Here is a 24,334-nt window from a genome sequence, read left to right on the forward strand (position 1 = left end):
CAGCTTTAATTATAAGTATGGGAAAATTATTTTGCTTCGAAGTAAACTCTTCTGTTTGCTCTGTTTTTCCATTCAGGACATTTGGTTGCTGGATCGCATTCAGGATATTTAAGGTCTTTTTCACCTCTACCGATTGCGTTTAATTTACCTGATTCTACACCATTTTGGATTAAATAATTCTTCACAGTGTTGGCTCTTCTTTCAGAAAGATTTTGGTTATACGCATCAGAACCTCTGGTATCAGTCGCTCCGATTACGTTATAAGTTCCATTTGAAGAATTGATATAATTTACTGCGCTGTTCAAAATAGGAGTATTTGATGGGAGAATTCTATCTGAATTTAAATCAAATTCAATTCCTTCCAAAGTTCTTGTATTATCAGAAACTGTTGAGCTAGAATTGGTAGGGCAACCGTTGTTTTCTACCGGCCCTGGAACAGTTACACATTTATCGTAAAGGTCGATTACACCGTCTAAATCAGTATCTAAAGCAACACCAGCTCCGTCAACTCTTGCACCAGCAGGAGTATCAAGTTGGCGATCCCAATCATCACAAACTCCATCGTTATCTGCATCACCTTTTTTACATACTTCAACATCTTGGTTTTTATCAGCCAAAACATCTAATTTGTAATAAATTTCCTGCAACGGATCGTGCCACATCAAGTGTGATTCGTGTTTTCCTAATTTCAAAGAAAGTCCTAAAGTTGCGTTGAAGAAGTTATCAGAGATTTGATCCTCTCTCTTATTGATGCTGCTGTATTGTTCTCCTCCACCGTCAAATTCATCATCTCCGGTTACGAAATACATTACTCTACCTTCTACATCGATTCTTCGATTAATTTTATATTTTACACCAGCACCAGCTTGTCCAAACATAGAACCGAGTTTAAAAGGTTTAACCTCTGTCATAAGTCTTTGTCCTGAAGCATCTTCCAAATAAGATCTATAAGCCAATGTTCCGATTCCGGCATACCCGTGAAGAGCCCATCTGAAAGGAGATTTGTTATCAACTCTTCTTAATAAATTTGAGAAGTTGATATCTCCTAATAGTGAAATAGCATCGTACTGAGTTCTTGCACCTACATCCTGATAACCTGAACCAGTTGCATTATCGGTTTTGGTATTGAACCAACCTTGTCTGGTTTCACCTTTATCGTATTGAAGGTTTAATCCAAAAGCATGGGTAATTGCTTTATCAACACTTAAGTAAGCGGAATAACCAAATACATTTTTACCATTTCCATTTTTGATTGATGTTAAATCTGCAGACTGTACCAATGGAATACCAGCACCAACAGAAATTGCCCAATCATTAAATCTTTTAGATTCTTGGGTAAATGGAGAAACGTTCGCTGATCCTGAAGTAAATGTATTAGGATAACCTCCAGTTGAAACCGCAACTGAGTCCTGCGCGAACATAGCAGTAGGAATTGCTAATGCCAATGCGAAGCTTGCTAAATTTAGTTTCATAAGTTTAATTTTTATAAGTTAAAAATGATGTTTATTATTTAAATACTGTTCCGGCTGGGCAGCCATTATTTTCTACAGGTCCAGGCACTGTAACACACTTGTCATATAAATCGATGACTCCATCTAAATCCATATCAAGTGCTACTCCAGCACCATCTACTCTGGCTCCCGCAGGTGTATCAACCTGGCGATCCCAATCATCACACACTCCATCATTATCTTGATCTCCTTTTTCGCAAACCACTATATCGCTAGGAGTTTCCTCCAAGAATTTAGTTTTATAGTAAGCTTCCTGCAACGGATCATGCCAAGCTAAATGAGACGGATGTTTCCCCAATTTGAATGATAGGCCTAAATTTACGGTAAGCAAATTGTCGCTATATGAATCATTGATAAGGTTGTAATTGATTCTTGGATGTCCGGTTTCTCTTAAATCTCCACCACCATCGAACTCTTCGTCACCACTCATAATATACATTGATCTCAACTCAACGTCTAATAATTTTGATAAATTATATTTGAGACCAACTCCAGCTTGTATAACGAAAGACGCAACACCTAGCTTTTGATCAACGGCAATCGGGAAGGTACGAGGTGCATATTGAGAAACGTCGTTATCCAAAAGCAATGTTTCATACCCTTGGAATCCCATTCCTAAATATCCATGAAGTGCCCATCTGTACGGGGAAGTATTATCAACTCTTCTTAATAAATTAGAAAAATTAACATCGCCAAGGACTGAAATCTGCTGATATTTTGTCCAAGCATTAGCGACCCCAGCTTTTACGCCTTCTGCTCCTGGCAATTGGCCTTGCTGGTTTGATTTACCCATTTGATACTGCAAACTAAGACCAAAAGTGTGGGAAATTTGCTTGTCTAAACTTACATAAGCGTTCCAACCTTTGTTGATTTTGCCGTCATAAATAGACCTCAAGTCCGAATGCAGCATTATAGCCGCCCCTCCACCGACGGAAACCGCCCAGTCATTAAACCTTCTTGCTGAGTTATCAAACTTTTGAACATTGGCAGAGCCGCTGGAAAAAGTATTCGGATAATCATTTTTTGCTGAAACAGGTGTTTGATCCTGAGCATAAAAAACAAGTGGTAGGGTTAATGATAATAATAAACCTAATTTCATACTTTATGTTTTTAATGTGTTTTAATACTTTCCAACAATGTTCTTGAGAACTCGCGCTGATACAAATGCTTTAAATGAGGAATTTGCAACCGCTTAGATTCAAATTTCAAATCATTAAATAACACAATGTCAATATCAATAATTCTGTCCGTATATCCTTTTGTTACTGCAGAATCTGCTGTTCTTCCCATTTCCAACTCTATCTTTTTTATCAAATTCAAAAGTTTCACAGGCGAAAATTGTGTTTTTAGCACCAATGCAATATTACAAAAATTATAGTTACTGACAAATTCTACGGCCTCAGAATGTAATATTTTACTTTTTGTTAAAATTTCGCCTATCTCGCTACTTATGAGTTTTTGCGCAATTTGCAAATTAGCTTCAGGATTTCCGAGGTTACTTCCGAGTAACAAAGTGACTGTATGCTGCGACATATTGCAAAATATAAATTTTATGAGAAGTTTTTTTAAAAATGTCTTAGCAAATATAGTTGCAATTATGTTTATTGCTGCAATTTTTTTCATGTTTTTGATTACTTTGCTTGCCGTAAGTGCATTTAGCGACAATGGAATAGCCAAAGTAAAAGAAAATTCCGTCCTTACTTTAGACTTTAAAACCAAGGTAATCGATAGTCCTACAGAGGACAACAGCCATATATTTGCATTTAATGAAAAAGAAAAAAACATTCTTATCTACGAAATGTTGGAAGCCATAAAAAAGGCAAAATCCGATGATAAAATAAAAGGAATCAGTATAGAAACCGACGGAATAATGGCCGGAATGACCCAACTTGACGACATCCGAAATGCATTAGAAGATTTCAAAAAAAGCGGAAAATTTGTGTACGCTTATGGAAATTCTGTTTCGCAATCGGCCTACTATTTAGGCTCAGTTGCTGATCAATACTTTCTAAATCCATCCGGAGGAATTGAACTTAAAGGTATGACCACTGAAGTTCTCTACATGAAAAGCTTCGCTGAAAAATACGGAATCGGAATGGAAGTCATCCGTCACGGAAAATACAAATCTGCTGTAGAACCTTTCTTGAGAGACGATATGTCGCCCGAAAATAAAGAACAAATTTCGACGATGCTGAATGATTTATGGAGCGGAAATTCCACGAAAATGGCAAATTCCAGAAAAATTGATACAGCTCAATTTAGAACCGTAGTCGATAGTTTGTATGGAATTATTCCAGATTTAAGTCTTCAGCATCGACTTGTGGATCGATTAATGCAGAAAACCGAATACGATGATTTCATTAGAGCAAAAATCAACCTAAAGAAAAATGACAAACTGAACAAAATATCTTTCAGCAAATACATCAGCTCATTCAGTAAAGATAATTTTAAAAAAGACAACCAAGTTGCGGTTCTTTACGCATCCGGAGCGATTTATAACGGTGAAGGAAACGATGAGATATATTCGGAAAATTTCGTGAAAGAAATCAAAAAATTAACAGAAAACGACAAAGTGAAAGCGGTAGTTCTCAGAATAAACTCCCCAGGTGGAAGCGCTAACGCATCAGATGAAATTTTGTTTGAAATGCAACAATTGAAAAATAAAAAACCTGTTATAGTTTCTTTTGGTGACTATGCGGCTTCAGGCGGCTACTATATCGCAATGGCGGCAGATAAAATTTTTGCCGAACCAAATACGCTTACAGGATCAATCGGTGTATTCGGGATGATTCCTTATTTTAAAGAACTTGCTAACAAAAACGGATTAAGTTCTCTCGCTGTAAATACGAACGCCAATTCGAATATGTATTCGCCATTGAACGGAATTACGCCGGGCGGTGTCGCAATAATGACGAAAAGTGTGGAACAGACGTATAAACGATTTGTGCATTTTGTTTCGAAAAACAGAAAAAAATCTTTCGAACAAATTGATGAAGTTGGAGGTGGAAGAATTTGGAGTGGAAAGAGAGCAAAACAAATCGGTTTGGTTGACGAATTGGGAACTTTAAACGATGCAATTAACTATGCTGCAAAACAAGTTAAATTAAACAATTTCAATGTTGCATCCTATCCAAAAAAAGTAAGTGAGTTCGAGCAATTATTCAAGGACATGGAAGAAAACGAAATCTCAACAAAACTCATTAAAAATAAAATAGGCAAAGAGAATTATAAGATTTTCGAACAAATCATCAATCCGAAACTGCAAAGCGAGGTGATGATGGAAATGCCTTATCAAGTGAAATTTTAAGCAAAAAAAACATAAAAAAACCGGTCTGAAAATTCAAACCGGTTTTTTTAGAATAATTTTTTATTATGCTTTTTTGGTAACCATTCCGTAAATCCAAAGGACTAGCAAAGCACCTACTACAGCGAGAAGCATACTTTTAAAGTCGAAATCGTTTACAGTTCCCCAACCGAGCATACTACCGATCCATCCTCCTACGAATGCACCTACGATACCTAAAATGATAGTCATTAGCCAACCCATTCCTTGATTTCCTGGCATAATTAATTTAGCGATTGCACCTGCGATAAGACCAAAAATGATCCAAGTTAAAATACCCATAGTTTTAAAATTTTAATGTTAATATTTAGTATTTGGTTTTCCTAATGATTAGCAGAAAAAGTAATTAAAACAAGATGTTTGGTATTAATTACGTTTTCTGAAAAATGAATCTACAAATTCCGTTCCATTAAATAATTGCAGGTCTGTCATTTTCTCGCCAACACCGATATATTTTACCGGAATTTGAAATTGATCAGAAATCCCAATCACCACACCTCCTTTCGCAGTACCATCCAATTTGGTTATTGCCAATGCATTAACTTCTGTAGCTGCTGTAAATTGTTTGGCTTGTTCAAATGCATTTTGCCCGGTAGAACCATCTAAAACCAAAAGAATTTCGTGTGGCGCATCAGAAATTACCTTTTGCATCACTCTTTTGATTTTGGTAAGCTCATTCATTAAATTCACTTTATTGTGAAGTCTTCCTGCAGTATCGATGATTACAACATCCGCATTACTAGCTACAGCACTTTGTACGGTATCAAAAGCAACAGAAGCCGGATCGGAACCCATTCCTTGTTTAATAATGGGCACGCCTACTCTTTCGCTCCAAATCACCAATTGATCCACAGCCGCCGCACGAAAAGTATCTGCAGCGCCTAAAACTACTTTTTTCCCTTCTGATTTAAATTGATGTGCCAACTTACCAATGGTCGTCGTTTTGCCTACACCGTTTACACCAACAACCATAATCACATAAGGTTTTTTGGTATCATCGATATTTCCTGATCCTGAATGGGGATTTTCCAAAAGCAATCCGGATATTTCTTCACGAAGAATAGCATCAAGTTCATCTGTGCTCACAAATTTATCACGAGCAACTCGGTCTTCAATTCTTTGGATAATTTTTATCGTTGTAGAAGCACCAACATCGGAAGCGATCAACACTTCTTCCAGATCATCCAGCACTTCATCATCAACTTTCGATTTTCCTACAACCGCTTTGGAAATCTTTTCGAAAAACCCCTGATTCGATTTCTCGAGCCCTTTGTCTAAAGTTTCCTTTTCTTCTTTTTTAAATATATTTTTGAACCAACTCATTATCGAAATTTATTTCTGATTGTATCAGTGCTATTAAATCATAGCAAAGATAAAAAAAAACTACCCAAAAATTGGATAGTTGAAAATAGATTAGGTCGAATGAAATTATTCTTTCCAAAATGACCAATTTGTTCCATTAAAAAAGCAAAGCATATTATTGGTAGTATCGAAAACCATCATTCCGGGAGACGGATTAATGATGGAACTATATTTGTCTACCAAAGGCAAAACCATTGCTTTATTAACATCTTCCAATACCAAAATACCGGGAACGTTTCTTGATTTCAGAGTACCAATCCTGGTTCTTGCGGTTGTATTTTCAGTTAGCAATCTCTGTGCAGAATCATCAGCAGCGCCTGAACCATCAACAGAAAGATCGAACCAAACATTGGATGATTTACTTTCGTCGTATTTATAATATTTTACCTTTTTGTCACTCAAATCATAGATCATTGTTCCGGGTACCGCTCCTGTAACCGCCGTTTCATTAGTTACCCAAGGTAACAAAAGTCCTTTGGCTGCAGTATTACCAAATTCCAAAGATATTGATGTTGTATTGCTTACGGAAGCTTTTCCAATAGCTACTTGCGAATAATGTAAAGTGCAGATAATAAGAAAACCTAGTGTGAGTATATTTTTCATCTGTTATATTAATTTATGGGTGGACAAGATTGAACATTAAAACACTTCCAAGCGACTCCATCGTATATTTTTAAACAATGGTTAGTGGTGTCATAAACCATCATTCCTTTCGCTGGTTCGATTATAGCCGGTATTTGTCCGTCATCTAATGGCGGTTCAAAGTTCGCCGCAACCCTATTGATTACAAATCCTTTAGTTTTAGATTCTAAAGCAGTCCATGCTCCGGTTCTTATCATCGGCCAATTGCCATTATCTTTTCCAGCTCTACCGAGATTGGTGATTCCATGATTAGTTGGCAATCCTCCGGTAATTACAGGTGGGGTTTTATAACAAAGATCGAAGTACAGACCGAAATTAACCTCTGTTACGTTTTGACCTATCACCGATACTTCAGTTATACCGTCCAATGGAGTTGTATCTGTGGAAGAAACATGTTGGTAGGATGATGGGGCAACTACTTCTACGGTGTATTTAGTATTTCCACCAGTTAATCCTGTAAACATATATTGGCCCTCGAAATTAGAAAGCGTGGTATCAACCAGGTTCCCAGTAACATCGTAGAGATTTACTGTAACATTATACATCGCGGTTCCGTCCGGTATTACGCCGTTGTTATCTTGGTAGATCGTTCCCAAAATATTGTAGTAGTTTCTGTCCACTTTAATCAAATGATCTTCCACCTCTCCATCGGAAGCATAGCCAGTTGGACCTAAATTAGGATTAGAACTATAACGGATACGGGTATAATAACTCCCAGGAGCTAAACCTAATGCGGATAAATCGAAGATTGCATTTCCTGTTTTGTTGGCAGGTATGGTTTTCACTAATTTTTCTGTACTGTCAAAAGTCCCATTTTTGTCCGCATCAATTCAAACAGACATATATGAGGTTAAGGGTGAAATGTTCACGTATTCAACCTTCATAAAACCATTTACAGTTGAAGTGCGTGAATTGAGTCCATCCTCATCGTTCCCGTTTAAATCATCATAATTGGGATTTGGCATATTTGTACTATTTGCAGGCAAAGAAAGTATCGGGTTATCTTCTGAGTCAATAGTAGCTCCCAATCGAAGGGTTGGATCGTAGAATTTTGCAATTTTCCCTACCGGCGATGCATAATCATTTACATTGGATTCCGTACTTAAAGTTTTATTTCCATCTGGAAATAATCCTCCTCTAAATTTATTTTCAAATAAGTGGTATGGTATCCCATAAGTCCGTGGAGCATCGGAATAATCTAATTCTTCTAAAAATCCGATGGCAATACTTTGTCCTCCGCCACCTTTTACTTCAGCATCAACGTATGGCACACCTTCAGCAAAAAGCATCGCATCGCCACGAGTGTCTCCACCATTTGGGTTGGTTACAAAAACCTTTTTTCCAGCATTAGAAATTTTCAATTGTACAGAATAATTATTCCAAAATGCGGTAGATCGAATATATTTATCAATATACCTTATTCGTCCTTGCGGCGCCGAAAGTGAATACCATTCGCCAGTACCATTCAATGATTCAGAACCTGCAAGCACAATTCCTGTTGCATTGCCCTTAACTCCCAATGGATCGGTCGCTTCTACAGTAAGGCGGTAAGTAACTCGGTTACCGCCCCCGACACTGCCATACAGGTTGTCGGTTGTAATAACAGCATTCGAGTCTGCTACTGCGGTAGAAGGATTAGTTGTGAAATTTTTGAATCCGGAATATGCAGTAGGAAAGTTATTTCCACTCCAGCTGTTTGGAACATTAGCATTAAGGACAAAATTTGTTCCGATAGTAATTTGAGTTCCGATAGGACTCGCGGCGGTTGCTCCGGTATATACTTTTACATCTGAAATCGTAGCTTTATAGGTAAACCCAGCCGGTGAAACAAAAGTCGTTGTAGCACCGTTCACCAGATTATCTCCTGCAGCTTTATTGTTATTAAGGTCCCAATTGATCCACCAAATACGCTTATGGTGCAAACCGGTTCCAGAAGTAGATTTTAGTGCGGCAGGTCGGCCAGTAGATGTGACTTGTGCATAGAAAAATCCTGACGCTACAATACCGAGTAATAAATAATTTTTTTTCACCGAATTTAATTGTGTTTATATTAGTTAAAAATAACGAAACAAAATTAATTATTTTTGACCAATAAAAAAACAATCCTAAAATTATATTTTAGGATTGTACTATAAGAAGTTATGATGTGAATTATTTTTTCAAATAACCATCTACATCATCTGCGTTCATTACTTTTTCTTCGAAAACGTAGGCTCCGGTTTTAGGAGACTTTACCATTTTCACAACTTTGGTCATTTTTTTAGACCCTGCTCCACCCTGAAGTGTTGCTACTACTTTCTTTGCCATTTTTTATTATTTTAAAAAATTACTTGATTTCTTTGTGAAGGGTGTATTTCTTAAGAACAGGATTGAATTTTTTCAACTCCAATCTCTCAGTAGTGTTCTTTTTATTTTTTGTCGTAATGTATCTTGACATTCCTGCTACACCAGTCTCTTTGTGCTCGGTGCACTCAAGAATCACCTGTACTCTGTTACCTTTTTTAGCCATTACTTATCTTTTTTTATAAATCCGTTTCTAGTTGCTCTTTCCAATGCTTCTTCGATACCAATCTTGTTGATAACTCTCAATCCGTGCGCAGAAACTTTTAGGGTTACAGATTTTTCTTGCTCCGGAAGGTAAAATTTCTTCTCCAATAAGTTAATTTCAAAACGACGCTTCGTTTTGTTATTAGCGTGAGAAACATTGTTTCCAACCATGGCACGCTTTCCTGTTATTTGGCAAATTCTTGACATATCTCGATGTTCTTTATTACTACTTATAATTTGAGAGTGCAAAATAACAAAGAAAATTTTAGATAGACAAATATTTATGAATTAATTATTTATAAATTTCTAAAATCACTATCTGCTCAACTCCTTCGACCTTCTCCCCGCAGCTAATATGGCTTTCTGTATCGTTTCGTTCAGCTGATTTCTTTCAAAGACCTGCAATGCTGCTTCGGTTGTCCCACCTTTTGAAGCAACATCTTCAATAAGTTGCTCCAGGTTTTTTTCGGAATTATTAATTAAATGATAGGCTCCGAGCATGGTTTGCTTGACAAAAAGTTTCGAAAGATTCTCATCAATTCCCATCTCCACTCCTGCTTTGATCATAGCATCCACAATATAATAAAAATACGCTGGTCCGCTGCCGGAAAGTGCTGTGACGCTATCCAGAAGATCCTCATTTTCCAAATATATGGAGCGGCCAGTAGCGTTGAGTAATCTTTCAATCGACATCAGTTCATTGAAAGAAATCCCTTCCGCAACGCTATATCCGGTTATTCCCATTCCGAGAATTGTCGGGGAATTAGGCATGGCACGAACTACTTTTTTGTGATTAATAAATTTTTGAATTTGCTTAATTTTGATCCCCGCCATGATAGAAAGGATCATCTGATCTTCCTTACATTGAAATGAAAAATTTTCCATCAAAAGCTGAAAATCTTGTGGTTTGACAGCGATAATCACCAAATCGGAATCGATTATAACATCTTCATAAAAAACAGAAATCTTTGATCCCGGAAATTCTTCTGTAAGCCGCGGAATGTTGCTCTTTTTTCTGGTAATTAAATGGAGGTGTTCAGGCTTAATGAGTTCGTATTTTAAAAAAGATTTCGCAAACGAAATCCCCATTTTCCCGGCTCCCAGAATGGTTATTTTCATCGTTTTAATAGAATTTGCGATACCATAAAAATTTTCAAATTACTTTTCGACTATATTGTCAAAGAATGTTAACCTCTCTTTCAAGTTCAATTCCGAATTTTTCCTTCACCGAATCAATAATCATCGTTGAAAAATCGAAAATTTCTTTTCCCGAAGCCTCACCGGTCGCATTGATAATCACTAATGCCTGCAATTTGTGCGAAGCAACATTACCGATTTGTTTGCCTTTCCAGCCACATTGTTCAATCAGCCAACCTGCAGGAACTTTCACTAAATCTCCGTTCGGATAACCTGGAATGTGTTCGAATTTTTGCTTTAAATCATTAAATTGCATCAAAGGAATGCAGGGATTTTTAAAAAAACTCCCTGCATTGCCAGTTATTGCCGGATCGGGTAATTTGCTTTGTCTTATAGCAATTACAGCTTTTGCAACATCTTGAATCGTAGGATTCTGAATTCCTAAATTTTCCAGTTCAGAAGATATAGCTCCGTATTCTGTTTTAACAGAATGATTTTTCGTGGTCAAGTGAAACGCCACTTCCAAAATCACGTATTTTCCCTTTCCTTCTCTTTTGAAAAACGATTCGCGATAACCGAATTTACATTCTTCATTGGTGAAATTTTCAATCTCCAATGTTTCCAGGTTTAAAACTTTGCAGCTTACAAAACGATCTTTGATTTCCACGCCATAAGCTCCGATATTTTGCATCGGTGAAGTGCCTACATTTCCTGGAATCAGCGAGAGATTCTCTAATCCTCCGTAGTTTTTATTCAAACAATATTGTACAAATTGATGCCAGTTTTCCCCAGCTTTTGCAATAACCAAAACGGTATTATCGTCGATAATTTCCTCAGAAATTCCTTTTAAATTTAATTGAATAACCAATCCGCCAAAATCTTTGGTCAACAAAACATTGCTTCCTCCTCCCAAGAATAATGGTTGATGGTTGATGGTTGATGGTTGATGGTTTTTTAAAACATCAAATAATTCTTCAACAGAAGTAACTTCCGCGAAATATTTAGCCGAAACATCAACTCCGAAAGTATTGTGGTTTTTTAATGAGAAATTTTCTTGGATGGTCATATTTTTAAAATATTTCAACTCAAATAATAATTTTCGGCTAAAGCCAAAACCTGTTTTATAAATTAGAAAACGGGCTAAAGCCCGTTCTCATCGACTAAAAATTAAACTCGATTTTATATTTCTGAAGCGCGTCTTCCAATAATTCTACACTTCTTCGCAAATCTGCTTCTTTTAAAACATAAGCAATTCGTACTTGTTTTTTTCCGAGTTCCGGATTGCTGTAAAAACCGCTCATTGGCGCAACCATAATGGTTTGTCCGTTGTTTGAATAATGCTCCAGTAGCCATTGTGCAAACTTATCGGAATCATCCACCGGAAGTTCGGCTACACAATAAAAAGCACCTTTGGGTTTCGGACAAATCACTCCGGGGATTCCGTTGAGCAAATCAACCAAAACATTTCTTCGGTGCGTATATTCTGCGCGCACTTTCATGATATAAGCGCTGTCATTTTGGTGAGCAGCAGTTGCGGCAATTTGTCCCAAAAGCACCGGACTGAGCCGTGCTTGTGCAAAAAGCATCGCTGCATCATGGATTTTTTTCGATCGGGTAATAATGCAACCAATTCGCGCTCCACACATCGAATAACGTTTCGATTCAGAATCGATGATAACGCAGTTTTCTGCGATTTCTGGGAAAGCCAACATCGAAGTTTGCTGTTTTCCATCGTACACATATTCGCGATAAACCTCATCGGAAATTATCACGATATCGTGTTTCAAAGCAATTTCTGCGAGTTGTTGCAATTCTTCTTTTGTGTAAAGATAACCGGTAGGATTTCCGGGATTACAAATGATAATAGCGCGGGTATTGGAGGTAATTTTCTTTTCAAATTCTTCAATTTTCGGAAGCGCAAATCCAGTATCAATGGTTGAGGGAACCGCCACAACTTTTACGTTGAAAGCATTCGTGAAACCATTGTAATTCGCATAGTAAGGTTCCGGGATAATCACCTCATCACCATCATCACAAAGGGTAGAAATAGCAAAATTCAAAGCTTCCGAACCACCGTTGGTTACAATGAAATTATCTGTGTTAAGATCCTCAAAACCCAAGGAATGATAATAATCTTTCAACGCAGTTCTATATTCGATGTTGCCTTCAGAAAGGGCGTATTCGAAAATTTTTAAATGGTTGTTTTTTACTGCATTCAGTGCTGTTTCAGGAGTTTCAATATCGGGCTGACCGATATTTAAATGAAAAACTTCCAGCCCTTTTTGCTTTGCTTGGATCGCAAACGGAACTAATTTCCTTACAGGTGAAGCAGGCATATTTTCTGCTCGATGAGAAATTTTCGGCATTATGTTGAATTTGCCTCAAAAATAAGAAAATTTTAGGAGCAATAAAATTCCTTTTCTTTAAAGTGATAAATATGTGTTTTCTCCTTTTAAAATATAAAAAACCGTCCAGGAATAGTGAACGGTTTTTGAAATCATTAATTCAAAATTAATTCGATTACTTGATAAATCCTTTATTTTTCAACAAAGGTTTGATATCCGGAGTTCTACCGGTGAAATCTTTATATGCTTGATTTAAATCCACGGAATTCCCTACAGAAAGGATGTATTTTCGGAAACGATCTCCGTTTTCACGCGTCATTCCGCCATGAGTGGTGATCCAATCCCAAGCATCCGCATTCAGCAAATCACTCCACATATATGCATAATAACCTGCAGAGTAGCCACCGCCCCAAATGTGCGCGAAATAAGGCGTATGATATCTCGGTGGAACCTGCTTCAAGTTGAAACCATATTTGGCTAAAACTTCTTTCTCAAATTCCAAAGTTGGTTTCATTTGAGATTCGTCGATTATTGAATGCCAATTCATGTCTAAAGTCGCTGCAGAAACCAACTCGGTAGTAGAATAACCTTGGTTGAAAGAAGCAGCTTTTTTTATCTTCTCAACCAAAGCTTGTGGCATTGGCTTTTTGGTTTGGTAATGAAGTGCATAATTTTTCAGAACTGAAGGTTCCAAAGCAAAAAACTCGTTGATCTGCGAAGGAAATTCAACAAAATCTCTTGGCGTATTGGTCCCGGAAATCGAAACATATTTCTGGTTTGCAAAAAGACCATGCAAAATATGTCCAAATTCATGGAACATTGTAGAAACATCATCATAAGAAATCAGTGATGGTTTTCCTTCAGCTGGTTTTTGATAATTAAATACATTCACAATCACCGGTTTTTGACCCAGCAAATGCGATTGTTCAACAAAATTACTCATCCAAGCGCCACCATTTTTATTGCTTCGTGTGTAGAAATCAAGATAATACAACGCCATGGATTTTCCGTCGCGATCGAAAACTTCGTAAGCCACTACATTCGGGTGATAAACCGGCAAATCTTTTCTTTCTTTGAAGGTAATTCCATAGAATTTCTCCGCAGCATAAAAAACCCCTTTTTCCAACACAGTCGATAGTTCAAAATAAGGTTTGATTTCGTTTTCATCAAGGTCATATTTTGCTTTTCTTACTTGTTCAGAATAAAAATTCCAATCCCAAGGTTCTACCGTGAAGCCACCTTTTTGCTGATCGATCAACGCTTGAATTTCATCGCTTTCTCTTTTAGCTGTTTCTACAGCTGGTTTTGCGAGTTGTGCTAAAAGATTCATTGCATTTTCCGGAGTTTTTGCCATTTGGTCCTGAAGTTTCCATTCGGCGAAAGATTTTTTCCCGGAAAGATGCGCTTTTTCCATTCTTAGTTTTGCCTGTCTCTCCAAAATACTTCTGGTATCATCCGCATTTCCTTTTTCCGCGCGGTACCAAGATGCTTTGAATAGTTTTTCTCTTGTCGCTCTGTTTTTCAAATTCTGAAGAAGTGGTTGTTGTGTGGTATTAATCAAAGTGAGCAAATATTTTCCTTCATACCCTGCAGCTTTTGCATCTGCGGCTGCGGCAGCCAATTCGTCGGCGGAAAGACCGTCAAGTTCTTTCACATCAGAAATTAAAACTGCTCCATTCTTTCTCGCATTCAATAATTTATTAGAAAACTGAGTCGAAAGTGTTGCCAATTCTTCATTAATTTTCTTTACTTTTTCCTTATTTTCTTCGGAAAGATTAGCCCCGGCAATTTCGAAATTTGTTTTGTACAATTCCAAAACTCTCTTTTCTTCAGAACCTAAACCATCAGTTTTAATGGCTTTAATTCGCGAATAGAGTTTTTCGTTAAGATAAATTTTATCGCTCAAACCTGAGAAAATTGGAGCATATCCTTCTTCCAATTTTTGCAAAGCTGGATTGGTATTGGAACCTGTCAAATTATAAAATACAATTTGGGCTCTTTTCAATATTTCTCCACTATTCTCTAATGCGAGAATCGTGTTTTCAAAAGTTGGAGCTTCAGTATTGTTCGCAATTTTTTCAATTTCCGCGAGCTGAACTTTCATTCCATAATCGAAAGCAGGTTTGAAATCTTCGTCTTTAATTTTGTCGAATTCCGGTGCTTGATACTGCAAACTGCTTTTTTTCATAAAAGGGTTTGTTGCCAAACTAGCGTCGGGAGCCGGAATCTCGGTGGATTGTGCTTCTGTATTTTTCATTGTGGTACAAGCGGTATTCATCGCCAAAGAAGAAATTAATAATAGGGATGTAATATTTTTCATTTTTAAACTGTAATTGAAGTAAAGGTATTAAATTTAAACAAAAATAAAAACTCATTTTCATGAAATCATTCTTAATCTCTGCTTCTGTCGCAATTTTTGTAATGTCATGCGATAAAAAATCCGACAACGGAATCTCCTTTAACTTTGCTCCGAAAGAAGGACAAGGAATCATCAAAACCCAAGAATTTGTAAAAGATTTCGATGAGATCAAAGTTGCTCAATCTATTTCGGCAGAAGTGGTGAAATCTGATCAAGAAAAAGTGGTGATCAGCGCTCCAAGCGATATTATTGATGATATCTTAGTAGAAAACACCGACGGAAAACTTTACATTCATTTCAAACCTAATGTAAATATCTCAGCGAGAAATGTCGCTGCTAAAATTTTCGCGAAAGATTTTTCGAAAATCGAAGCAAGTTCTTCGGCAGACATTAAGATTAAAGACAAATTTACCCAAGACAAAACCGATATTGAAGTTTCGAGTTCCGCAGAAATCTCCGGCGATTTGGAAGCGAATGATTTATCGATCGAGGTTTCAAGTTCTGGAACTTTTTCCGGACAAATCTGGGCAGTAAATCTAAGTTCAGAAGTAAATTCTTCCGGCGACATCAAAATTTCAGGAAAAACAAAAAATGCAGAGTTAGACGCATCATCCTCCGGAACATTAAACGCACAAAATGTGATCGCCGAAAACGCAGAAATTGAAGCTTCGAGCAGCGGAAGCGTAAGCGTTTCGGTAAGCCGACAACTAAATGCATCGGCAAGTTCTTCGGGAGATATTTCTGTGATTAAAAAAGGAAACCTAAACATCATTAGCCAAAAAGAAAGCAGCGGCGGAAGTATATCTATCCAATAATTTTTGATGGCTTTCTATAATTAAAACGACTTTATGCTGACCCACATTCATCCAAAAATTCCTATGCGCAATAAGGAAATTACCCGAAATTTCTATATCAATTCGTTGGATTTTGAGGAAATTGGAGCGGTTGATTTTAATGAATATTTGATGATTAAAAAAGACCAGATCGAGTTGCATTTTTTCTTGTTTGAAAGCATCAATCCGTTGGAAAATTATGGACAAGTTTACATTCGAACATATGGTATTGAATCTTTGTACGAAGATTTCCTCCGAAAACAAATTGATATTCATCCTAACGGAAAATTGCAAGAAAAACCTTGGGGACAGAAAGAATTTTCAATTCTGGATCCAGATGGTAACCTGCTTACTTTCGGACAATCTTCAGATTAATTCATAAAAAAATCAGTCACTTCGCGACTGATTTTTTTTATTTTTATTGAAACAATTACCATCCACCAGAAGCTCCACCCCCTCCGAAACTTCCGCCTCCGCCGAAGCCACCAAATCCGCCTCCTGATCCGCCTCCAAAACCACCACCGCCGAATCCGCCGCCAAAGCTTCCAGGGAAAGGGAAAAATCCTCCCGGATAAGTCCTTCTTCCGCGTCGGGATAAAATGACATCTTCATCGTCGTCATTATTGTTTCTGCCGCCTCCACCCTTGTTTCCGAATAAAAAGCTCAGAATCAAAAACACAAAGAAAGCAATCACTAAAATTTGTAAAACGCTTAATCCTTCGTGATCTGAAGTTTCTTTCGTTATAGGCTTAAATTTACCCTGAACAGCTTCCATCAACGCAGTTGTACCACGATCGATGCCTTGATACCAAAGTCCCTGTTTGAAGTTGGGCGTAACGATATAGTCTAAAATCTGGCCGGCAACTGACGCAGTAAGGTATTTTTCTACACCTCTACCTTGTTGTATTGCCATCTTTTGATCTTCCGTGGCAATCAGAAAAACAATTCCATTGTCTTGTTCTTTTTCACCAATTCCCCATTTTTCGCCATACATAGTCGCAAGGTAATTCACGTCCTCGCCGCCGGAATTTGGGATAATGATCACTACAATTTCAGTAGAAGTTGAGTCGGCAAACTTGATTAGTTTCTGGTTGAGTTGCTCTTTTTCGGCCGCTGTCAAAAGATTTACCTGATCATAAACAGGATAAAGAACTGCAGGTTTTTTCGGTACCAATTGAGCAAAAGCAATTACACTTAAGCCAAGAAACAAAAGAGCGAAAAAAATTTTAAGAGAAGGTAATCTCATTCGGCAATTCATTGGGATTTTTTCCCGTAATCGGGAAGTGTTTTTTAAGTTCCAAACCGGTTTCGAGCACTGCATTTTTAAGTCCTTCGAAATAATTTCCTTTGACAAATTCCTGAGTGATTTTATCGTGCAATCGGTCCCAGAAATTCTGGTGAACCTTCGCATGAATTCCGGCATCTCCTATAATCGTGAGGTAATGCTGCTCGAAATTCACATGAAAAAGTACCGCATTCCGCTCAGCTGTTTGATCTTTACAAAGTTTTTTAAAAACTTCAAAGGCAATTTCTGCGTTATTTCCTTCAGTGGTGGAATCAATATGAATCCTGATCTCTCCGGTGGAATGATCTTCGGCGGTTTGAATGGCTTCCACGAGGGAAGCCATTTGATAATCTGTTAGAAAATTACTCATTAATTGGTGAATACTTCAGGTGCTTTTTCCGCTCCGGCAGCTGCTTTGAAATATGGTTTTTCTTTAAAGTTGGTAAAATTGGCCAGAATATTATTCGGGAAAGTTTTAATCGTAGTATTGTAATCCTGAACAGCTTCGTTGTAATAAACAGTTTCAGATCTGATGCTGTTTTCAATCGCGGTGTACTCTCTTTGGAAATTGATATATTGCTGATCTGCTTTCAAATTTGGGTAACTTTCAACTACTGCCATCAATCTGCTGAGTGCACCACTTAATTCGCCTTGTGCAGCCTGGAATTTCGCCATATCAGCTTCCGTCATATTGGTTGGATCAATGGTCATTGATGTTGCTTTGGAACGGGCTTCAATCACTTTTCTTAAAGTTTCCTGCTCAAATTGTGAATACGATTTCACGGTTCTTTCAAGGTTCGGAATTAAGTTCGCACGTTTTTGGTAAACGGTTTCTACATTCGACCACTTGGTGTTTACATTTTGTTCTTTGGTGGTAAACGTATTATAGCCATTTTTACCCCAGAAAAATAATACTGCAGCAATAACGAGAAGAGCGATACCAATGGTTCCAGCGCTCATACAACCTCTGTTTTTCATAGTTTAATATTTTTAATGTTTTTTATTCGGTACCCAAATATACAAATTATGTACTAAATTTGTAAAAATTTAAAAAAAATGACAACAATTGTAGTAGCCATGGGCTTAAGCAATGAAATCGGTGCTGACAATCAGCTACTTTGGCATCTTCCGAAAGATCTCAAACATTTCAAAGAAATCACCACCGGTCACCCGATCATCATGGGACGAAAAACTTATGAAAGTATCGGTAAACCACTTCCCAACCGCACCAATATTGTTGTCAGCAGAAAAAAAGATTGGTTCCAGGAAGGTATTTTAATTGTAGGAAGCATCAAAGAAGCCATAAAGTTTGCAAAAAAAATGGATGAAAATATTTTCATCATCGGAGGTGGTAATATTTATGAACAAACCATCGATCTTGCCGATCAATTGGAAATCACTCAAGTGAAAGCAAACCTGAAAGCGGATGTTTTCTTCCCCAAAATTAACCAGGAAATTTGGAAAAAAACACAAGAAACCTACCACGAAAAAGACGAACAGAACGAATACGACTTCTGTTTCCAAACATTTGTCAGAAAGTCTGAAAACTAAGATCTTATTTTTATCTTTGCACTTCAAAAAAATTAAATAATGAACAAATACATAAAATTCGTAATCGCCGCATTGATGATTGCCGCTGGAATTTATCTGATGATGAACCGAAATATTGGTTGGGGAATCGTGGTCGTAATCTTATCCGCAATTCCAATCTTATTATTTTATAAGAACGAATTCATCCTTGCCGCTTTCTGGTATTTAAGAAAACAAAATATGGCAAAAGCTGCGCAATGGCTCGGTAAAATCACAAATTTCGAAACGCAGCTTCATAAATCCCAGTATGGATATTTCCACTATCTTCAAGGGTTAACCCTGGCTCAGGAAAATCCTTCGAAAGTGGAACCTTTCATGAAAAAAGCGCTAGAATACGGTTTAAACATGAAGCACGACCGCGCAATGGCCACTTTGAATATTGCTGCAGGAGCGATGCAAAAAGGAAGAAAACAAGAAGCCAGCAAGCTATTGGAAGAAGCTAAAAGATTGGACACTGCGGGAATGATGACCGACCAAATCAAAATGATGAAAGATCAGTTGAAAATGCCATCAATGCAGAAACACATGCACAACCCGAACATGAGACAAAGAGGGAAATTCTCTTAATTTTTCATGAATTTCAATAAAAAAATCCTGAATTGCTTCAGGATTTTTTGTTTTTAAAATGTATTAAAACTTTATCAATTAGTATTGAAACAAAGGTTTTGAATTCATTAATTCATTTACTTTTTGTCTCACTCCGGAAATCACCGATTCGTCTTTAAGGTTCATCACCACATCATTAATCAATCCTGCAATCACTTCCATATCGTTTTCTTTCAATCCTCTGGTCGTAATCGCAGCAGTTCCCAAACGAATTCCAGAAGTGGTAAACGCAGATTTATCATCGAAAGGAACCATATTTTTATTACAAGTAATGTCGGCTTTTACCAATGCTTTTTCGGTTTCTTTTCCGTTAACATTTTTGTTTCTTAGATCAACCAACATCAGGTGATTATCCGTACCACCGCTTACGATATCAAAACCATTTGCAATCATCGCTTTCGCTAAAGCTTGGGCATTTGCAACAACTTGTTTTGCATAAACTTCAAATTTATCATCAATCGCTTCAGCAAAAGCTACTGCTTTTCCAGCAATGACATGCTCCAACGGACCGCCTTGAATTCCAGGGAAAACAGCGCTGTCTAAAACAGCACTCATCATTTTAGTTTCACCTTTTGGAGTTTGATGACCATAAGTGTTTTCAAAATCTTTGCCCATCATAATCAATCCACCTCTCGGTCCACGAAGGGTTTTGTGGGTGGTAGTAGTTACTACATGGCAATGTTCGAATGGCGAGCTCAGCAATCCTTTGGCAATTAAACCTGCTGGATGCGCAATATCCGCCCAAAGTGTTGCCCCTACTTCATCAGCAACTTCACGGAATTTTTTAAAATCAATATCTCTGGAATAAGCAGAATACCCTGCGATGATCATTTTCGGTTTTACTTCCAATGCTTTCAGGCGCATCGCTTCGTAATCGATCAGCCCAGATTCACGGTCCACTCCAAAAAAATTCGCTCCGTACTGAATTCCGGAAAAATTTACAAAAGAACCATGCGTAAGGTGACCTCCCATGGACAAATCCAATCCTAAAATCTGATCTCCAGGTTTCAGAACTGCCAAATAAATCGCTGCATTGGCTTGCGAACCTGAATGAGGCTGCACATTGGCATATTCTACCCCGAAAAGTTGTTTTGCTCTTTCGATAGCGAGAGTCTCAACCTCATCTACCACTTCGCAACCACCATAATATCTTCTTCCCGGATACCCTTCAGCATATTTATTGGTTAATACGCTGCCCATAGCTTTCATCACATTTTCCGAAACAAAATTTTCTGATGCGATGAGTTCAATGCCGTGGGTTTGCCTTTGTCTTTCCTGTTCTATAAGGTCAAAAATTGGATCCATAATGATAATTAAATTAAATATTTGTGGTTTAAAATTTCTGCAGATTTTCTTGCATTAATGGTTTCAAATTTAGTCATTTTTCACGAAAAGGCCTTAAAGATTTTTCATGTATTTGAAATCATTTTTCAGCAATAAAGCACTTTTTAACTCTTCAAGAAATTTAAATTCGTGAAAAGTGGTCAGTCAATACTTTCTCAAAATTTCCGCCCGTTCATCTTAATTTGTATTTTTGCACGAAGAACATTTCACCATGAAAATCGGCGACAAAGTAGCGGCAATCGATGAAGATTTAAAAGGAACCATCACTTCCGTGAAGGGGGAAATCGTGGTTTTCAAAGATGAACACGGCTTCACTCATCAATTTAAAAAAAATAAATTGGTGCCACAAAATCCCGAAATTTACGACTTGGTGAAAACGGTTATAAAAGCCGAAAATCCAAAACCCATTTCCAAAAAACACCACAAAAAACATCTGGTGCTCGATTTACATTTTGAAAATTTGGTAAAAAACTCAGCGGATTATGATGCTTTTGAAAGAATTTTCATGCAAAAAGAAAAATTGGTAGAAACGCTGGATTTCTGCCGGAAAAACAACTTGAAAAAATTAGAAATCATCCACGGAATCGGCAATGGAGTATTACAAAAGATGGTACACGATTACCTAATCGGGCAATCCAATTTGGAATTCGACGACCACGATTTTTTCTACCATCAACGGGGAAGCATCTTGGTAACTTTGAAATAAGTTTTGCTCAAAAAATTATTTACTCTTCGGCAACAACTTGAATGAAGTCGCTACAAACTTATCGCCTTTAATTGTTCCGATCACTTCAGCTTTTCGAACGGCATTGCAAAAGCCTTCTTCTGCGTGTGCATCGCCGTGCTCATCAATGTTAGTTCCTTCTACCAAATACGATTTTCCACCAATTTTCACTGCTAAATCGCAACCTTTTTTGCCTTTCATTTTAAACTGACATTGTCCGCAAGCAACATCTACAACTTGTTTGATCTGTTTGGACTGAGAAAAAACACTGATTCCTGCAAAAAGCAAAATCATGAACAATAAATTTTTCATCTTCAAAATTATTTTTGGTAAAAATAGCATATTTAACTATAAAAAAAAATGCCTTTTCACCACCTGAATTTCATCAATATCCGGCAGATCAGGACATACTCCTATTTTTTTATTAAATTTGCTGTCGATAAAAAATTATGCAAAAGCTTTCTCTTCTTTTCACCAAAGATGGTTTACAATACCAGATTTCCAAAAACAGAAATGTTTCGGAGGAACAATCTTTCTTTGTAACCGAAGAAACTCCGGAAAATGATATCGCCGATCATCTTGCTAAAGTTTTAGCCAATAAAAATTTCAAGGAAATTGCTGTTTTTTCAGCTTTAAATCATTTCACTTTGATGCCGGAAGGATTTTCGCAACACGACCTGGGTTATGATTTAATTGGCTATAATGCGCCTGTAGATCGAGAAAATGAAGAATTAATGCTTTCCGTGAACAAGAAATTTGGAGTTCAGTTTTATTATACTTTTCCTAAAAATTATTATCAATTAATTAAAGATTTGAACGTTGCAACAAACTTTAATTTCTCGGGGGAAAAATTTTTGAACACCATCAATCCGAAAAACCAAAAAGAAATTCATATCAATTTGTATCATAATCAATGTGAATTTTTCGCATTGAATCAGAAAAAAATTGTGCTTTACAATAATCTGGACGTGAATTCGGAGGTCGATTTTCTTTATTTCATCATGTTTACATTAAGCAAAATAGGATTTGGAATCAATGAAACCCACTTTTTGGTGTATGGCGAAACCACTGAAAACGAAACCTTTATCTCCGAACTCAGAAAATTTGTGAAAAATCTGAAAATCGTTTACGACAATATACCGAAGAAAAATTTTATCCTCAACGCCCAATAACCAATCGCCTCACCCAACAATCCTTAATTATGTACAGAATTATCAGTGGAAGATGGAAATCGAAAAGAATTTCTGCTCCCAAAAATTTCGAAGTAAGACCGACCACCGATTTTGCCAAAGAAGCTCTTTTTAGCATCATCGAAAACCGTTTCAGTTTTGATATTGGAAGCAGCGCTGTACTCGATCTTTTTGCGGGAATTGGTTCGATTTCTTTGGAATTTGCTTCTCGTGGTTGCCAAAATGTGACGTCTGTAGAAATGAATCCGAAACACGCTGCTTTCATCAATTCTACTGCTGCAGAACTCGATATGAGTTTACAAATCAATGTACAGCGCGCCGATGTTTTCGATTATTTAAAGAAAAACAGAAACCGAAAATTGCACGAAATTATTGTTGCCGATCCTCCGTTCGAAACGGACGAAAAAAAATACAACGAATTGATCGCATTGGTTTTAAATAATGCTTTTTTAAAGGAGAACGGAATTTTTATTTTGGAACATCAAAGCAGAACCAAACTTGAACATCCGAACTTGCTCGACACCCGAAAATACGGAAATGTGAGTTTCTCTTTCTTCAAGCCAAATGAAACTGAAACTGCCGAAATTCAGGAAGATTAAATCTTTTTCAATTCAATTTTACAAAACTTTCAATTCCAGATCAATGGATTTACCGAAGAATTTTTTTGAAATTTTTTCGAAATTCTTGGTGAGATCGGATAAATAAAACTGATAAGAAGGTTTGGCATTTTTATCGTTCAGCAGATGATGCTGTTCCAAAATCATTTTCAGTTGATTTGCAACAATATTCGGAGAATCGATTACACGAACGCGATTTCCGTAATACTGCTTAATTTCATCGATGAGCAGAGGATAATGTGTACAACCTAAAATAAGCGTTTCAATGTTTTTTAATTTACTATTGCTCAGGTAATTATAAATTATTGAATGTGTAATCGGATGATTTTTAAAACCTTCCTCGATCGCAGGAACCAAAAGTGGAGTTGCGAGCTCGTCAACCTTGATGAATTTGTTGTGTTTACGAATGGATTTCTTGTACAATCCTGAATTCACCGTAGCTTTTGTGGCGATTACTCCAACATTATTATGAATTTCATACGCTACTTTTTCTGCGACAGGATTAATCACATCAATTACCGGAACTCGATCTGAAACCAGCTCCAAAACTTCTTTCAACGCATTTGCAGTCGCCGAATTACAGGCAATTACAATCGCTTTACAGTTCTTTTCCAATAAAAAATTGGTGATTTTGGTGGAATAACCTACAATCGCTTCCCGAGATTTCTCACCGTACGGAAGATGTTTCGTATCGCCGAAATAAATAAGATTTTCGTGGGGTAGTAGTCTTTTGATTTCCTTAGCAACCGTTAAACCTCCCACTCCGGAATCGAAAATACCGATCGGTTGGCTGGCTGAAAGATGGCTGAAATCCTGTTTTTTCTTTTTCAAGGGAAAAAATTTTTACAAAAATACGGTTTTTGAACGGATGTTTTCTTTGACAAAACCATCGATCTTCA

General features: G+C 37.1%; 29 protein-coding genes. 8 read left to right on the forward strand and 21 right to left on the reverse strand.

Translation table 11 applies throughout. From position 1 onward, the window contains the following. Positions 1 to 26 precede the first annotated feature (26 nt). Genes AP75_RS00310 through folK form a run of 3 tightly spaced genes read right to left on the reverse strand, consistent with a single transcriptional unit; the run spans position 27 to position 3,134 of the window. The gene (locus AP75_RS00310; protein ID WP_088263362.1) at positions 27 to 1,472 is read right to left on the reverse strand and encodes an OmpA family protein; all 1,446 of its coding nucleotides are present in this window, start codon (positions 1,470 to 1,472) and stop codon (positions 27 to 29) included. 34 nt (positions 1,473 to 1,506) lie between these two features. Next, complete coding sequence (locus tag AP75_RS00315) at positions 1,507 to 2,610, reverse strand: hypothetical protein (RefSeq protein ID WP_031503515.1); 1,104 nt, start codon at positions 2,608 to 2,610, stop codon at positions 1,507 to 1,509. Positions 2,611 to 2,621: 11 nt separating this feature from the next. Then, positions 2,622 to 3,134, reverse strand: a complete 513-nt coding sequence (gene folK, locus AP75_RS00320; protein ID WP_317043811.1) for a 2-amino-4-hydroxy-6-hydroxymethyldihydropteridine diphosphokinase — start codon at positions 3,132 to 3,134, stop codon at positions 2,622 to 2,624. Between folK and sppA the strand changes: the two genes are divergently transcribed. Next, complete coding sequence (gene sppA / locus AP75_RS00325; protein ID WP_088263363.1) at positions 3,064 to 4,818, forward strand: signal peptide peptidase SppA; 1,755 nt, start codon at positions 3,064 to 3,066, stop codon at positions 4,816 to 4,818. The genes folK and sppA overlap by 71 nt on opposite strands. A 63-nt stretch (positions 4,819 to 4,881) precedes the next feature. Here the strand turns inward: sppA and AP75_RS00330 are convergent, their stop codons facing one another. The 12 genes from AP75_RS00330 to AP75_RS00385 all read right to left on the reverse strand — a co-directional run bounded on the left by AP75_RS00330 (position 4,882) and on the right by AP75_RS00385 (position 15,207). Next, positions 4,882 to 5,136, reverse strand: a complete 255-nt coding sequence (locus AP75_RS00330; RefSeq protein WP_088263364.1) for a GlsB/YeaQ/YmgE family stress response membrane protein — start codon at positions 5,134 to 5,136, stop codon at positions 4,882 to 4,884. 84 nt (positions 5,137 to 5,220) lie between these two features. Next, entirely contained in the window at positions 5,221 to 6,177 is a 957-nt protein-coding gene (gene ftsY, locus AP75_RS00335) for a signal recognition particle-docking protein FtsY (RefSeq protein WP_031504612.1), read from the reverse strand. A 105-nt stretch (positions 6,178 to 6,282) separates the two neighbouring features. Beyond that, positions 6,283 to 6,819: a hypothetical protein gene (locus tag AP75_RS00340; protein ID WP_031504610.1), complete on the reverse strand. Its 537-nt coding sequence runs from the start codon at positions 6,817 to 6,819 to the stop codon at positions 6,283 to 6,285. An 8-nt stretch (positions 6,820 to 6,827) separates the two neighbouring features. Next, entirely contained in the window at positions 6,828 to 7,688 is an 861-nt protein-coding gene (locus tag AP75_RS14865) for an SdrD B-like domain-containing protein (RefSeq protein WP_262488049.1), read from the reverse strand. Next, on the reverse strand, positions 7,689 to 8,888 hold the full coding sequence (locus AP75_RS00350; RefSeq protein ID WP_088263365.1) for a CshA/CshB family fibrillar adhesin-related protein: 1,200 nt from the start codon (positions 8,886 to 8,888) through the stop codon (positions 7,689 to 7,691). 121 nt (positions 8,889 to 9,009) lie between these two features. After that, positions 9,010 to 9,165 carry a DUF4295 domain-containing protein gene (locus tag AP75_RS00355; protein ID WP_082423488.1) on the reverse strand — a complete coding sequence of 52 codons (156 nt, stop codon included), beginning with the start codon at positions 9,163 to 9,165 and terminating at the stop codon, positions 9,010 to 9,012. 19 nt (positions 9,166 to 9,184) lie between these two features. Next, positions 9,185 to 9,367 carry a 50S ribosomal protein L33 gene (gene rpmG, locus AP75_RS00360; RefSeq protein ID WP_015806891.1) on the reverse strand — a complete coding sequence of 61 codons (183 nt, stop codon included), beginning with the start codon at positions 9,365 to 9,367 and terminating at the stop codon, positions 9,185 to 9,187. Further along, complete coding sequence (gene rpmB / locus AP75_RS00365; RefSeq protein WP_031501460.1) at positions 9,367 to 9,612, reverse strand: 50S ribosomal protein L28; 246 nt, start codon at positions 9,610 to 9,612, stop codon at positions 9,367 to 9,369. Before rpmB ends, rpmG begins: the two co-directional genes overlap by 1 nt. A 108-nt stretch (positions 9,613 to 9,720) precedes the next feature. After that, entirely contained in the window at positions 9,721 to 10,524 is an 804-nt protein-coding gene (proC, locus tag AP75_RS00370) for a pyrroline-5-carboxylate reductase (RefSeq protein ID WP_031501459.1), read from the reverse strand. Between the two features lie 58 nt (positions 10,525 to 10,582). After that, the gene (murB, locus tag AP75_RS00375; RefSeq protein WP_088263366.1) at positions 10,583 to 11,608 is read right to left on the reverse strand and encodes a UDP-N-acetylmuramate dehydrogenase; all 1,026 of its coding nucleotides are present in this window, start codon (positions 11,606 to 11,608) and stop codon (positions 10,583 to 10,585) included. Between the two features lie 94 nt (positions 11,609 to 11,702). Then, positions 11,703 to 12,908 carry a pyridoxal phosphate-dependent aminotransferase gene (locus AP75_RS00380; protein WP_088263367.1) on the reverse strand — a complete coding sequence of 402 codons (1,206 nt, stop codon included), beginning with the start codon at positions 12,906 to 12,908 and terminating at the stop codon, positions 11,703 to 11,705. A gap of 154 nt (positions 12,909 to 13,062) precedes the next feature. Next, complete coding sequence (locus AP75_RS00385; RefSeq protein ID WP_088263368.1) at positions 13,063 to 15,207, reverse strand: M3 family metallopeptidase; 2,145 nt, start codon at positions 15,205 to 15,207, stop codon at positions 13,063 to 13,065. 59 nt (positions 15,208 to 15,266) lie between these two features. On the opposite strand from AP75_RS00385, the gene AP75_RS00390 reads away from it, so the two are divergent. Both AP75_RS00390 and AP75_RS00395 read left to right on the forward strand, forming a co-directional pair. Next, positions 15,267 to 16,061: a head GIN domain-containing protein gene (locus tag AP75_RS00390; RefSeq protein ID WP_031501458.1), complete on the forward strand. Its 795-nt coding sequence runs from the start codon at positions 15,267 to 15,269 to the stop codon at positions 16,059 to 16,061. Positions 16,062 to 16,094: 33 nt separating this feature from the next. After that, positions 16,095 to 16,454 (forward strand): bleomycin resistance protein, encoded by a 360-nt coding sequence (locus AP75_RS00395; RefSeq protein WP_031501457.1) that lies wholly within the window; start codon positions 16,095 to 16,097, stop codon positions 16,452 to 16,454. Between the two features lie 55 nt (positions 16,455 to 16,509). On the opposite strand, the gene AP75_RS00400 is transcribed toward AP75_RS00395, so the two are convergent. From AP75_RS00400 to AP75_RS00410, 3 genes are read right to left on the reverse strand one after another with little or no spacing between them, the layout of a single operon-like run. Beyond that, complete coding sequence (locus tag AP75_RS00400) at positions 16,510 to 17,325, reverse strand: TPM domain-containing protein (protein WP_088263369.1); 816 nt, start codon at positions 17,323 to 17,325, stop codon at positions 16,510 to 16,512. Beyond that, the gene (locus AP75_RS00405) at positions 17,306 to 17,734 is read right to left on the reverse strand and encodes a TPM domain-containing protein (protein WP_031501456.1); all 429 of its coding nucleotides are present in this window, start codon (positions 17,732 to 17,734) and stop codon (positions 17,306 to 17,308) included. Before AP75_RS00405 ends, AP75_RS00400 begins: the two co-directional genes overlap by 20 nt. Further along, positions 17,734 to 18,342, reverse strand: a complete 609-nt coding sequence (locus tag AP75_RS00410; protein ID WP_031501455.1) for a LemA family protein — start codon at positions 18,340 to 18,342, stop codon at positions 17,734 to 17,736. The genes AP75_RS00405 and AP75_RS00410 overlap by 1 nt, the downstream gene beginning before the upstream one ends. 78 nt (positions 18,343 to 18,420) lie before the next feature. Here AP75_RS00410 and AP75_RS00415 point away from each other — a divergent pair, with 78 nt between their 5' ends. After that, positions 18,421 to 18,915, forward strand: coding sequence for a dihydrofolate reductase (locus AP75_RS00415; protein WP_088263370.1), 495 nt, complete (start codon positions 18,421 to 18,423; stop codon positions 18,913 to 18,915). Positions 18,916 to 18,954: 39 nt separating this feature from the next. Then, a complete protein-coding gene (locus AP75_RS00420) occupies positions 18,955 to 19,521 on the forward strand; it encodes a hypothetical protein (RefSeq protein ID WP_031501454.1) in 567 nt (188 codons plus the stop codon). Between the two features lie 78 nt (positions 19,522 to 19,599). Here the strand turns inward: AP75_RS00420 and glyA are convergent, their stop codons facing one another. Then, positions 19,600 to 20,868, reverse strand: a complete 1,269-nt coding sequence (gene glyA / locus AP75_RS00425; RefSeq protein ID WP_317043818.1) for a serine hydroxymethyltransferase — start codon at positions 20,866 to 20,868, stop codon at positions 19,600 to 19,602. Positions 20,869 to 21,115: 247 nt separating this feature from the next. Between glyA and AP75_RS00430 the strand changes: the two genes are divergently transcribed. After that, positions 21,116 to 21,610 (forward strand): Smr/MutS family protein, encoded by a 495-nt coding sequence (locus AP75_RS00430; protein WP_031501453.1) that lies wholly within the window; start codon positions 21,116 to 21,118, stop codon positions 21,608 to 21,610. Between the two features lie 15 nt (positions 21,611 to 21,625). On the opposite strand, the gene AP75_RS00435 is transcribed toward AP75_RS00430, so the two are convergent. Then, complete coding sequence (locus AP75_RS00435) at positions 21,626 to 21,940, reverse strand: DUF6370 family protein (RefSeq protein ID WP_031501452.1); 315 nt, start codon at positions 21,938 to 21,940, stop codon at positions 21,626 to 21,628. A gap of 137 nt (positions 21,941 to 22,077) precedes the next feature. Here AP75_RS00435 and AP75_RS00440 point away from each other — a divergent pair, with 137 nt between their 5' ends. Both AP75_RS00440 and rsmD read left to right on the forward strand, forming a co-directional pair. After that, positions 22,078 to 22,800, forward strand: coding sequence for a DUF3822 family protein (locus AP75_RS00440; RefSeq protein WP_088263372.1), 723 nt, complete (start codon positions 22,078 to 22,080; stop codon positions 22,798 to 22,800). Next, positions 22,797 to 23,417, forward strand: a complete 621-nt coding sequence (gene rsmD, locus AP75_RS00445; protein WP_228406768.1) for a 16S rRNA (guanine(966)-N(2))-methyltransferase RsmD — start codon at positions 22,797 to 22,799, stop codon at positions 23,415 to 23,417. The genes AP75_RS00440 and rsmD overlap by 4 nt, the downstream gene beginning before the upstream one ends. 18 nt (positions 23,418 to 23,435) lie before the next feature. Here rsmD and murI read toward each other — a convergent pair whose 3' ends face one another. Then, positions 23,436 to 24,266, reverse strand: a complete 831-nt coding sequence (murI, locus tag AP75_RS00450; protein ID WP_088263374.1) for a glutamate racemase — start codon at positions 24,264 to 24,266, stop codon at positions 23,436 to 23,438. Positions 24,267 to 24,334: the final 68 nt, after the last annotated feature.

The sequence above is a fragment of the Kaistella haifensis DSM 19056 genome (assembly GCF_000735695.2).
In the GTDB taxonomy this organism is placed as follows: Bacteria; Bacteroidota; Bacteroidia; order Flavobacteriales; family Weeksellaceae; genus Kaistella; species Kaistella haifensis.